This window comes from Candidatus Firestonebacteria bacterium RIFOXYD2_FULL_39_29 (assembly GCA_001778375.1).
Taxonomy (GTDB): domain Bacteria; phylum Oederibacteriota; class D2-FULL-39-29; order D2-FULL-39-29; family D2-FULL-39-29; genus D2-FULL-39-29.
Window position 1 is genome coordinate 70,283 of record MFGV01000001.1, and the last position, 13,790, is coordinate 84,072.

The 13,790-nt window shown below is 37.8% G+C and carries 8 protein-coding genes; all 8 read right to left on the bottom strand.

Translation table 11 applies throughout. The annotated features are described in order from the left end of the window. Window positions 1–33 precede the first annotated feature (33 nt). Window positions 34–1,374: a hypothetical protein gene (locus A2536_07660; GenBank protein ID OGF48503.1), complete on the bottom strand. Its 1,341-nt coding sequence runs from the start codon at window positions 1,372–1,374 to the stop codon at window positions 34–36. Further along, the gene (locus A2536_07665; protein OGF48504.1) at window positions 1,371–2,219 is read right to left on the bottom strand and encodes a hypothetical protein; all 849 of its coding nucleotides are present in this window, start codon (window positions 2,217–2,219) and stop codon (window positions 1,371–1,373) included. Before A2536_07665 ends, A2536_07660 begins: the two co-directional genes overlap by 4 nt. Next, window positions 2,219–3,142 carry a hypothetical protein gene (locus A2536_07670; protein ID OGF48505.1) on the bottom strand — a complete coding sequence of 308 codons (924 nt, stop codon included), beginning with the start codon at window positions 3,140–3,142 and terminating at the stop codon, window positions 2,219–2,221. Before A2536_07670 ends, A2536_07665 begins: the two co-directional genes overlap by 1 nt. Window positions 3,143–3,222: 80 nt before the next feature. Beyond that, window positions 3,223–5,487: a hypothetical protein gene (locus A2536_07675; protein ID OGF48506.1), complete on the bottom strand. Its 2,265-nt coding sequence runs from the start codon at window positions 5,485–5,487 to the stop codon at window positions 3,223–3,225. A 104-nt stretch (window positions 5,488–5,591) separates the two neighbouring features. Further along, window positions 5,592–7,805, bottom strand: coding sequence for a hypothetical protein (locus tag A2536_07680; GenBank protein ID OGF48507.1), 2,214 nt, complete (start codon window positions 7,803–7,805; stop codon window positions 5,592–5,594). 192 nt (window positions 7,806–7,997) lie between these two features. After that, a complete protein-coding gene (locus A2536_07685) occupies window positions 7,998–9,719 on the bottom strand; it encodes a hypothetical protein (protein OGF48508.1) in 1,722 nt (573 codons plus the stop codon). A 98-nt stretch (window positions 9,720–9,817) separates the two neighbouring features. After that, window positions 9,818–12,337: a hypothetical protein gene (locus tag A2536_07690; protein ID OGF48509.1), complete on the bottom strand. Its 2,520-nt coding sequence runs from the start codon at window positions 12,335–12,337 to the stop codon at window positions 9,818–9,820. A 32-nt stretch (window positions 12,338–12,369) separates the two neighbouring features. Next, window positions 12,370–13,740: a hypothetical protein gene (locus A2536_07695; GenBank protein ID OGF48510.1), complete on the bottom strand. Its 1,371-nt coding sequence runs from the start codon at window positions 13,738–13,740 to the stop codon at window positions 12,370–12,372. Window positions 13,741–13,790: the final 50 nt, after the last annotated feature.

The following is a 13,790-nucleotide window of genomic DNA, read 5'->3' on the forward strand; positions in this document are numbered from 1 at the left end:
TTGTATAATATTTGTTTTTCGGATCAAAATGAATTAATTGCTTTTCTTGAATTTTCGGAGATTTTCAGCTTTTTTTTCCAATTCTTTTGCGAACTCTTCAGGCGTTATCTTATATACATTGCTTCCCATAGGCCTCGTAACAAGTTCCGTCAAATAGCTGTTAAAGATACCGTCCCAACCCGGATATGGATTTCCTTTGGCTGTATGGCTGTAAAATTTTGCATTATCAAGCACATTTACAACTCCTTTAAGGCTCTTAGGCGTTATTTTATTTGCTTCCGGCATGCTGGTTAATGCCTCGTTATTTTTAACAAAAGAAGACATTATCCCGGGAGAACACATAAATTTAATAAATTCTCCGGCCAATTTCGGCTCTTTTGAATTATTGCATAAAAAGAAATATTGAGCTCCCACACCCATAGCCGTTGAATCACCTTTAATATCCCTGTCACTTTTAACAGAGGGTATTGCAAATGTTGAATACTCAAAACCCTCGGGTATTACATTTTTCATTTCACCGGGAAACCAGGTACCGCAAAATACCATTGCCGCTCTTCCCTGCAAAAATTCCATTTGCGCTTCTGTATGGGACATTCCCAGGCAACCCTCCTGAAAATAGCCTTTTTTAAAAAAATACTGTATTAGACCGGCGACCTTTATAACAGAAGGAGTATCCCAAGCCCCTTCATCCAATCTTAAAGCTGATTCCAGAAATTCTGTCGATTCCATCCTGACTAATAAGCCAAGAAACACTCCACCAAGATACCCGATATACCTTCCCTGCAAAGCTATCGGAACCGTTCCATTTGACTTTAACTTACTGCAGGCTTCGTCAAACTCTTTCCAGGTTTTAGGCGGCAATATATTGTATTTTTTAAAAATATTTTTATTATACCAGAAAACGAAAGTATCAAAATAAACAGGTAATCCGTATGTTTTATCTGAAACACGGTATTTCTCAAAAATTCCTTTATAAAAAGAATCCTCCCATTTTCCTTTATCCTTCCCGTATGACGGAGCTGAGAGCAACGGCTGTAAATCGGAAAAATATCCGTCCCTTATCAGTTGATCAAGATCCAAACCCCCGGGATATATAATATCCGGCGGCTCCCCCGCCAGAAGCTTTAGTCTTATCTTGTCGGATATCCTGGGACTGACCCAAATATTAATTTTCACATCTTTATTAATTTCCTCGAATTGTTTCGCCGCCGTTTCCAAAAGCTCGGTGCCATAACCGCCGTAATAATACATTACTTCAATAATATGTTTTTTAAAGATAATCTTTTTGAATTTAAAAATATCAATATATAATATTGCAACCAGAAAAACCAACATCAATATCAATAATATGTTTGAAAGCGATAATTTTTTCATCCTTTAACCGAGCCCATAAGCATCCCCTCGACTACTTTTTTATGCACAAACGCATATATCAACAGTACCGGAAGTATCGTTAAAACCAGAGTAGCAAATAATGTTCCCCAGTCGCTTTTATAGTTCAACGCAACAACCATATTTGCAATCCCCAGCTGTAACGTCTGCTTTTCCGGATCAATAAGAGTTACAAGCGCCAATAAATAATCATTCCACATGCCTATAAAATTAAATATAGCCACTGTAATTATTCCCGGTCTTGCCATAGGCAGAAATATATGCCAGAACGTCTGCCATTCCGAAGCGCCGTCCACTTTTGCTGCTTCTCTTACCTCCTCCGGCAAGGATATAAAAATACCGTACAGCACAAGTACGGAAAAAGGTATACTGACACCAACGTAAACCAGTGAAAGTCCAAAAAGCGAGTTTAAAAGAAATAGTTTTTTTAAAAGATCAAAAAGCGGAACTAACGTTAAAGCTGTCGGGACGATCATACCTAAAATAAAAATTGAATATACAAATTTACTGCCTTTGATCTTCAATCTGGTCAATCCGTATGCCGCCATGGAAGAGACAAGAGTTGTCATAAAAAGGGCTGCCCCAACTACGACAAGAGAATTGATAAAATAACTTCCAACATTAAACTTTTCCCAGGCATTACTGTAATTCCGAAGATCAAACGCTTTTGGAAGGCTCCAGGAATTAGCCATAATATCCACACTTGGCTTAAAGGAACTATAAAAAAGCCATATCATAGGGAGCGTAACTATTAAAAGCCAGAGGATCAAACTGATATAAACCAGAGTCCTTACTGTTTTATGAAGATAATTTCTCCCGTCTTGCATTAGTTTCTCTCCTTAAACAATATCTGCCCTAAATATACAAATACCATGGTAATTATAAGCAGTATCACCGCTATTGCAGTACCATACCCCATATTTGCTTCCATAAATGCCAGTTGATAAATATAGGTGGCAAGAACCTGGTTATTGGTCGGGACATATTGCTGGGTCATAACCCAAATAATATCAAATATCTTCATACCTGATATCACAATAAACGTAACAACAGTCACCGTAATAGGGGTTATTTCAGGCCACACAATATTCCAGAATATCTGCCATTCGTTTGCCCCGTCTATTTTAGCCGATTCAAACAATTCCGTGGAAATATTCTGCATTCCTGCCAGAAAAAGGATAACATAAAATCCTGTTGCTTCCCACACTATTATGGGAACGAGCGCCCATATAAAATATTGAGGAGATAACCACGCTTGATTTGCAAGATCGGTCAAATTTAACAGTCTTGAAATATTATCCAAACCTATTACATTTAATACTTTTTCAATTGAATTTATTATTCCTTTTACAACTCCAAATGAAGGATTATATACAAAAGACCAGAGACACGCAATCACCGTTCCGGCAAGTATATTGGGAAACAGATAGGTGAACTGGAATATGCCTCTTCCTTTTACTTTTTCATCCCTAAGGATGTTAGCGATATAGAAAGAGAATATAAATAGTATCAGACCCGGAACGACCACTAAAAATACATTATTTTTAAGAGCGGTATAAAATATAGAATCCGATGATATTATTTTCTTGAAATTCCCCAGACCGATAAAATATTTTGTATTGCTGTACCCGTCCCATTGCATTAAACTTGTAAATATTCCGGCAATAGCAGGATAAAGGCAGAATAAAGCATAAAGTAAAAAAGCCGGGCCGACAAAGAGAAAGAAAAGTAAATACTTATTTTTACTCATAACAAATTAAAGTCCCCTTCGTTAATATACGCAGCTTCATCCCGCCTAATGCGTTTAAGCTGCACATGTTTACCAGCTGTTTACTCTTCTAAATCAAAAACCCCTTTACTGAATGCATCTTCAATAAGTTCGATCGTTCCTTTCTTTGGCTTATATGTCCCAAATTCTTTATATGACTTATAAGCGTTGAACATCCACCAGGGCTCGGGTTTTTTTATTGCTGTTCCCGTTCCATTATTTTCCAAATTAGCTATAATATTTTTACCTGCCATATAAAAATCAACATACCATTTATCATAACTTATCACAAAGTAATGCCATCTTCCTATCATCCTTTCGAAATTACGATAATCGGCTTTGGGATCGGCAGCCAGTACATTGTCAACAGTTATCCCTAATTTATCTCTATCCTGACTGGCCATGATATCTTTTAACATCTCAATATAAATCTTAAAATTATCCAACTGCTTCTTTGATGTTTTTGGATCTGCTTTAACAGCTGTTGAGGCCAATAAATATTTATAATAACCTAAATCCATCAACCATTGGGTAGTCAAATCATAAAGGTATATTGTATACAGTTGATTTCCCGCTTGTTTATCTTTTTCTTTTAACGCCAATTTTATGGCTTCCACTACGATATCATTTGCCTTTCTAGCTCTCTGTAAAACGTCTTTTGTCTCACCTTTATTATCCTTGTTTTCTCCGGGATGAATTCCAAGAGTTCCATTTATTTCAACTTCAAAACTCTTTTTTATACTGGCTGCCATATTTTCAACGGAAACACTTCCATATCTTTCAAGAGCGTATCTTTTCACCCATTCACCCGAGTTGAAGGCCTCTGCCGCTATTTTTGAATTCCAGGCGCAATCTCTGGCTAATTGCAATGCCAAAAAATTTCCAAAATCAAGTTCATCATAAAAATTATTACCCTGACAATTTTCGGAAATAGAATTATAAGCTCCTAATGCTTCCGGAATAATAGCTTTACCTCTAAATCCTATTCCTTTAGCTAACCTATCACCATGGAGAAACTCCCCAAACCTGTTGACATGATACCACTTTCTGCCTTCAAACGGTTTTTTAGCTCCGATACCGTGAGTTCTGCTGACATACTGATCCATAATAAACGCATCTTTAGGCAGCCTGGCATTAAACATTTTCTCACGCTCAACAGGATCTTTTATTTCAGGCGACCAGTCCAGATCCCAGGTCCAGAATATAAATTTTGCTTTAGGATCAATTTTCTTAAAAACTTTAACACCCGCATCATAGGCGTCATATCTTTCATCCGAACGCTGTTCATGCGCATATTGCAGGAAATAATAATCCGCTTTTCCAAATTCTTTTATAAACTCAGACCAAAGTTTTGTCATTGCTGTCTCAAACACCGGATCCTTCACAGAAATGGTTGACGCCTGTCCATGAAACCCCGGAGCACTGCCCTTACTTGCATAATTTAAATCCGGATGCGCAGTTAAATAAGAATTCTGAACTCCTCCCAGTGAAACACCATACCAGGTATCCATATCCATGCTCCTGATGTAATCCAGAACTTTTTTTGTCAACTCCATCTGATATTTTGGTGAATACACCATACCTTTTTCATTCTTGGGATCGCACTCAGGAAAAGCTTTGTAAAATACCTCTCCCGCCATAAAAGTTCCTGGATAGTAGCAGAACCCGTAGGTATTTGCTCCGGTTTTCACGGAATGATCAATCCATAACTTCCAATACTCCCAGGTCCACATGGAAGAGTACTTAGCCATAGGTCCATAATGAAATGAGAATGCAAATACTTCCCTGTACGGAAATGCAGGCTTATCAATTATGTTTATTCCTTTTACCGGTATAACTGTTTTTTTAGGAACAAATTCTCCGTCTCTGAAAAATCCGCACTCACATTGCTTCCGCAAGTATCCATAAACCGCATAAAGAGTTCCTCTGGGTCTAAGACCCGCAAAAACTATATTAGTACTTTCAACGCTGTTTATGCTTTTTACAATATAACCATCACCCAAATCAGCAGAAATTGACAACAAACCTTTAGTCGTCAAATCTTTAGCAATCTTATTAACATCCGACCCGCCTATTATAAATCTAAACTTGCCTGTCAAAGTATCTTTATCGGTTTTTATAGGAATATTTACGCCTGTCATTCCCTTGATATATTTCGCAAGTTCTTCTGCTGCAGTCTTATAAGCAGAATGCCCGGTTGACGGCTGATAAATTACCCAATCTTTTGCATTTGGACTCTCACCTGCGTCTGCCTTCTTAGCTTCCTGCGCAAAACTATTAATAATCAAAGAAAACAGTATACCTAAAACAAACAAAACCCTTTTCATTCTTCCTCCTGATATTTTAATACTTTTACTGCATTACTCTCACAATAATACATATATTTTGTGTGAGTTGTAATCATACAAATATTCACGTTGTTCAACCAATATTATTTTCCTACGATAAATATATTTTTATTTACCGCTTCTTCAATAAGAGTTAATGTATCTTTTTTCGGTTTATAACTGCCTATTTCTTTAATGCTTTTCGGATTCCAGTAATTCCAATCAGGTCTGATCTCTTTTTTTAAAGTGGCATCAATTTCAGTTTTAGCAGGCAGTTTTCCCTGAGCTATTGATTCCTCAAGGATCTTTAACGTCACAACATACGGTCTGTAAAAATTAAGGTACCATTTTTCATAAGTAATAATTGTATAGTTTCGCGCACCTATTGCCAAAGCTACCTGATTTTTATCAGCTGTCGGAGATCTGGAAGTAATACTATCAAAAGTTACACTCAATTTATCGCGATCCTGGCTAGCCATAATATCTTTCAGCATTTCTATGTATTCTTTAGCTTTATCAAGATACACCTTTGTATCGGAAGACTTCGGATCTTTACTAAAAGAATCAGTTATAAGCTGAGATTTCGCCTGACCGCAATCCGAAAGCGCCTGTGTTACTATATCATACATATAATAAACATAGCGTTGATTGTCTTTTTGCTTTTCTTTTTCTTTTAGCGCCAGCTTTACGGCATTATCTATTATTTTGTCTTCCCCTGCGAGATATTTATCATCTCCAAGATTTGCTTTAAAAGTTTCTTTTAAACTTGCTCCCATATTATTTGCAGATTCTTTTCCGTACCTTTCAATTATATATCTGTCCAGCCATTCCCCGCTGTCAAAAGACTTCTTTGTTTTACCCGGATTCCACTCGGTATCCATAGCCAGGGAGAAAACAAGAAAATTCCCGGAATCAAGCTCATTATAAAAAGTAGCACCTTTGCATCCGACTGGTATCTTACTCTCAGCAGACACCCCGTCATTTATTATACGATCACCCATGAAAGGACCAAAACCTTTGCCTAATCTGTCTCCTGAGAAAAACTCTCCTATAGATCTTTCACAATGCATCCAATCTCTGCCGCCAAAATGATTATCCTCAGATTTTAGACCCCGCTTTACTCCGGATTGATCCTGAACTAAAGCATCTTTAGGAAGCCTTTTATTAAATTCTTCTATGTTTTTATTTCCTGTTCCCCAGTCCAGATCCCAGCTCCAAAACATAAATTTAGAAGAAGGATCCAGCTCTCTAAATAGCTTAACGGCTTTATCATAAGCATCATATCTCATATCGGCCTGACCTTCCGGATGATAGATGATAAAATACCTGTCTGCTTTTCCAAATTCCTTTATAAATTCCGACCATACTTTTCTCATAATTGAATCGAATTCCTTATCCTCAGGTTTTAAAAGATTACCTCCGATCAAATCATGCCCAGGATACGCTTTATCAAAGGATTTCGGCATTAAACCCCATTCACCGCCAAAACCATACCATATTTCGACATCAAGGCTTCTTATATAATCAAATACCTTTCTATTAAGCTCTGATCTGTCTTTAGGCGCCAAAACATCCCCCGCCCGCCCGACAGCATCGTTGATATCAAGTTTATCTAATACTTTATACGGAATATCACCCCAACGGATATAATGATGCAGGACATTTGCTCCTGTTTTCACCGAGAAATCCGCCCATAATTTCCAGTACTCAAAATCCCAGCAATTAGAATATTTTGACATAGGCCCTTTGTGAGCCGGAAACGCAAATCCTTCCCTTATAGGGAAAACAGGTATGTCGGAAAAATCGATATTCTTAACCGGAATATTTATTTTTTTGGGAATATAATCCCCGTCCCTGAAATATCCGCAATCACAATATTTTCTCAGATAGTTATAGACCGCATACATCGCACCTCTGCCCCTTGTTCCTGCAAACACAATATTTGTTCTGCCGTCATCAATTACGCTCTTAATAAAATATCCGCCCTCACCCAAATTTTTCGGAACGGAAATTTTACCTTTTGATATTAAGTCCTTTGTTAAATAATTTACCGCACTGTCTCCGATAATTAATCTTACCTTGTCCTCAGGTTTTGCTTCCTTGTCTGTCTTTATGGAAACTACCACCCCGCTCATTTCCTTGATGTAACGCGCTAATTCATTTGCCGCATGCTCATAGGAAATATGAGCTTTTGCCGGTTTATAGATTACCCACCCAGTTTTTTCAATCTTTTCACCCTTATCACCTTCATCAGCGCCGTAAGAAGACATACAAAATACAATTGCACCTATCATTAGACCTCTTATTATTTTAAGCACATATCCTCCTTTCACTAAAACATCTGATTAATATTAACATTATTTTCCGGTTAATTACAGTAAGTAATACCTTTATTTGGTGGAATATCTGGCATTTATGAGTATTTTATAATAATGTTTTTAGCAGGCTGGAGTAAAACAATATAGTCTGTTTCGCACGTGTAAATAGTTTTATTGATCAAAGCTTTAAAATCAAAAGCGAATTAATGTTGTTATATCACCGCTGCCTTTTATATCTTTCGAAATATATATAACAGGCGCTTTATATTTTTTATTGTAAGCCGGAGACACCCATCCTTTTTCTAATTTTATCTTAGCCCCGTCATTGTTAAACAACTTTACTTTTAGATTGTTTGATTTAATATTAACAACTCTGCCATTTACTTCGACTTTTGAAGGAGCAAAATGAAAATATTGTTTATAATTATGCCTGCCTTTTGCCGTAAAACTGTCTTTGATAAGCAAGAAATGATTTTTACTAAATACTATCTCTCTTGTGTGGGTTACAGGATCTTTTAGTTTTCTATATCTGTAATGTTCTGCTTTTAATATCCTTATATCAGAAATAACTTTATCTTCAAGCATAGTATACTCTTTTCTATTCCTTACCTTCCAACTTTGAATAAATTGGTCCATATTGTCCACCGTCACCGTATTGTGAGCAGGTGTACTTTGGAAGTATCTCCTCCATTTATTATCAATATAAGTAAACCTTCCTGGATCAATCAGCAAAGGTTTTCCGTTAACAGACAAACAAAATGATAACAGATCAATGTTGCCATGCCATCCGCCTAATGGACCGCAATCAAATACTAAATAATTGGCTTTCCTGCTCCAATCGGAACGTGAGACATATATCCCACCTTTATCAAAAGAAGAATCTAATGCTTTCTTGTTTGCAGGTTTGATCTTTAAATAATCTTTCAAGGCATTTTTACCAAACAACCACAAAAGCTCAGGATCAAACTCGCTTTTTGGTTTTAAAAATGGATCTTCAAATAACAAAGCGCCTAATGCGAGAGGTATTTTTACACTGTCATAATTGTAATCTGAATCCCCAAAAGCAGGAACTTTATCATCAGGCAAGCTAAGGTCCAGCAAAAAGTCAAACATTTTTTTGTATCTTGAAATATATTCAACCGGCATTTTGATCTTATTTCTTTCGGCTAATATCAATGGCTCTCCATACCAATTTAGACATCCTATATGATAACTTGGGCTCATCTCCCATTGAACCCCGTCAGAATATACATTCTTTACAAAATTTTCTTTTAATAAATTTACAGCTCTTGTTTTCCATTTATCAGCATCCGGCATCTCGGGGAACATTATTGCTATTTCCAGCAATCCTTCCATCTCCATCGCCCTGTGATTATTCGGTGATCCATATTTATAATACTTATACAGGTATTCAGCATGATTTTTAAGCGCATTTATCATCTTTAGCTTTGTTTGATCTTCAAAAAGCGGTTCATTTGACAGCAATAATATTGTCCATACCCAGTTCCTCGCCCTTATGCCGGCATCTATCAACCTCCAGGTGATACTTTCTCTTGAATATTTATTTGGATATGGATTAGCATCTACCCAGGAGTTAATTAAGTACTTTAATTCATTCATATATCTATTATTTCTTGTGTAAAGATATGCTTTTGCAAGATGCAGCCACTCATTATGGCGGTTTATGCAGCAATTCCATTCAATCTCTCTTTTAGGAATAAGACTCCATTTTATGGTCTTATCAAATTTAATATTTATCCTGTGATAATAATATCTGCGTTTGCAAGCTTGGTCAGCAATTCTTAAGGTTTCCTTAATATTCTCAGGAAATTTACTTTTTAAAATACTAATAATTGACTTTATATCGTTTTGATCAAAAAAGAATTTGGGTCTTTGAGCGGATGTGTTTTTCAAGCTCTTAATCTCCTTTTAATTGGGCGATTTTAAAACGATTGATAAACCCTGTTCCATTAGGACAGGGTTCGTCAATCAAATACATTACCAAAGTCTAATTACTTCAACTCAACTTCTTCTTTGTCTGCGTAAACCAGATTACAGCGGACAATACGGTTTGCGTATTCATCCGTAATAAATAGCATATCTTTCCATATGGCAACACCTGTAGGGCGGGAAAGCGGGACCTCGGGATCTATCACTATATTCGTACCTTCAAGCTTCTTATTCCCTCCGCCGCCTTTGCAGTCTTCGTTTCCGTAAACTCCGACTCTTAATACTAAATTACCGGCGGCATCCAGAGCTTTTACATTGTAAAGCGCCGCATCATGGCACCATACTCTATCATCTTCATCTATTGCAATTTGGGCAGTTGCACATTCATAAGCACTGCAATTCCAACCCGCAGTTCCTGATACACCCGCATGCTCCCATTCTGCGTCTGATTTACTTGGAGTCTTCTCTCCGCCCTTTGGAGGAAATTTCACAAGCTTGGCTTCATTAGAATAGCGCCATCTTTCAGGTTCCGGCAAACTTTTATTTGTCCACCATTTACCCACTGTCGGGTTTCCATTCGACCCAAACGCATCAATCGTGTAAATACTTCCGTCTCTTGCAACAGCTACACCATTAGACACCCCGCGGCCATTATGATAATAAAACCCGTACTGATTACTGCCCATGTATAATATTTTATACTCATCTATTAATTTTACTTTACCTTTTTCTTTTAAATTACCTTCTTTATCATAAACATCTATCCGGCTTACAACCATAGGCATCATTTTCCCTAAAAACGGCTTTATTTCTTCGTTCGGCCTGGTGTTAGCAGTTATCACTGAAAGATAAATATCCTTATTCTGTCCAACCGCTACACCTCTTACACTTTTAACATCGGTTTCAACTGTTATTTTATCTTTTTCCCCAAACTTAAGTTTATTACCTTTGGGATCGTATTTATAAATACTATCAGCGCCCTTCCAGCCCGGTTGAATTGCCAAATAGTAATTTCCTTCACTATCTACGCAGGAATTCCCGGAGCCTTCTTCTTGCGGGACACCGCTAAATATAGCTTTAAAATTATTTCCGTCAATGTCACTGACAAAAACTCCGCCCTGGTCATGACTGGCGCAATAAAGTTTTCCGGCTCCCACACTGGGATACATAGGGAAGGAAACACTTGATTCTTTTTGTCCTTTAATGATCTTTAATTCAAAACTTTTCCCTTTGTCTAAAGCTCTGACCAGCGTATCCTTTCCGGCTCCATTCATTATCCAAACTATGCTATTTTCAGAATCCACAGCGATCTGACCGCTCTTTTCAGGGATGGAGACTTCCGCAGTTACGGCAAAAGTTTCCGAGGACTCAATTTTCTGAAGTTTAGTACCTTTTAGAAGATAAACCGCCCCAGTTTTAAGATTTGCTCCGAGCTGTCCATTTAAATCCTTATTGTTTTTTATGACTTTTCCTTCTTTATCAAAAACAGTCAAACCACTATTATCCGTTACCCAAATATTCCCGTTTGGCCGGACTGCAACAGATCTTGGAGATTGAAGTTTTATAATGAAATCTCCTGCAAAACTTTTTACCGGTTCCATAGTTGCGCCGTTAAGATGCGCCAAAACACCTATATTGCTGTCAGTGATGTAAAAATCACCTTCCGGACCAATGGCAACTCTGATCTCACGTGATCCTGCCTTTGCCCCTACAGCCCAGGGAGCTCTAATCAGAGATGCATCGTAAGGAACTCCATTTTTCATTACCCACAAGGGTACTCCACCATCTCCTTCCCAGCACCAATTACCAAATACAATACCGGAAGGACTTGCACCCATACCAGTAGCTTGCGTATAAAAATAATACGCCGCCGAATGATTCACTGATAAGGGAACAATATTTCCTTCGTAATCAGGCACTCCTGCCGGAGAAGGTGTTCCTCTTGCCTTAAATTGACTCTTGTAAAATTCCGAAACCCCTTTTACTGCAGGGCTGTATGGCCATTCTCGCCTAACATATTTTCCATTTTTATCAAAAACACGTAAAGCTGAATCGTGTACCGAGTATTTACTCGATACATACAATTCTCCTTTAGAGTTTTCGGTAATTGCTCCGATATCAATAAACGCATCCGGCTCCCACAAAACGAACTTATCGAACTTCGCATTCACGCCAGCGTTGACAGATACCTTACAATTAACAGCTATATTCTTTCCGTCATCATCTTTTCCATCCCAAATTATATTCTGGGAGAGAGATTTCGGCTGAAAAGGTTTTGCCGCCTTATCCCCGCCTACCAAACCGCTTGCCAGATGGCGGACAACCTCGCCTTTTCCATTAACAATACGGACTGTAACATCTGTAGCTTTTTCAAGTTTAAACGATATTTCAAACCCTTTATCGGTCTTTTTAATAGACGGTTTTTCTTTTATTAATTTAATAGCAGTTATTTTTACCGGTTTTTCTGACGGCTTTTGCGCAAATGCATTTTCACCCAGGTGAAAAACCAAAGCAACAACAATACATACAGCAATCTCCGCTGTTTTTTGCCATATAGTGCTATGAACTCTGCATTTTTGCATAATTCCTCCAAAATATTATAATTTACTTCTACTCACCAGGGAAATTTACGCGTAAATATATAACCATAAGACGAAGGCTCTACCCTTACATACCCTACCCCGACTATATTTACAGGATCACCGTTTGTGACAGTAAAATTAACGGCGCCGGAAGGCAAGGTTGGAAATAAAATATTCCGTATCCGCATAATTGTTTTTTCCGGAATAGATTCGATTTTAAATACTTCCTTACCTTCGACACTAATAGAAACCGGTCCGTTTACGGCTGAAGGCGCTGTCAATCCTATATCCAGCCAGCATCTTTTATCTTCTAAATTAACAGCAAGCCATTTTGAATCCAGCTTCAGGTTAAACTCCCTTTTTGAGCCTGCAGGTACTCCCGCAAGATCCGTTTCGATACCGGGAAGTTGTATAGAAGATACAACAGGCATTTTTAAAGGTTTCATTTCAGCATTCCAAAACTTTAAACCATTTGAATAGGGAGCCGGCAATTTATCGGAAAAGCCCACTCTTCCCAGTTTTGAAATACTATCAATAGCTGCTTTCACCTCATAAGGTTTAATAGTGCTCAAAGACGGTTCCAAACAAAGATACCCGATAGAAGTTGTCCCGGTACCCCGGCCTCCCGCTTCCATTGTAAAATACCCGTCTTTCACTTCAACAGGAATGTGCACAAATGCGACAGTTAAGCTTTTCGCCAAAATCATATCAAGTTTTATTTTTCCGCCGCCAAAAGACAAATGCTGCTCACCATTTTCGCTGTACGGATTTCCTACACCGAAAGAAACTTTATACATTCCGTTCGGGGCTTTTACTTTAAAAACCTTTTTTTCTTTATTGGGAACGGATGCGCTATCACCTTCTATCCTGAGACCGTAACGAACCGTACTTTCTTTATAAATAGACACCTGGCTATCCCATCCAAATCCGTCTTTTTCATTAAAAATACCGTTTGCAACCGTATATTCCGGCGGCGTAAGATTTTCATTAGGCGCAAAGTTAAACTTGAAAAGCCCGCCGGGATTTACCGTAACAATAACTCTGTCAAAAGACTCAAATCCGCTGTTGTCTTTTACTTTCAGCATTACCTTATGTTTGCCAATAGGCAGTTGAATCAGATCAATTTCTTTTTTTGAAACAACTTTATTCGCCGGCTTATCCTCGATGGCCCATTCATATTCAACAATTTTACCGCCGTTTAAAGCCGCTGATTTTGATGCATCGAGTTTAATATCAGCTGTTCCTTTATCCTGAGAAGCATTTGTCACTATATTTTTTCCTGCATTAGCCGACGGATATTTTTTGCTTAGTAAGTATGAGTGCATGGAATACCTTATTGGTTTTACTCCGGTAATTACCAGACGAGTTAATGTCAAATGTTGTGTTTGAGAAGTAGCGAGCATCCTTGGTTACAAAACCTCCTTTCTTGAAAAATCTGAACTTTTACCTCTAA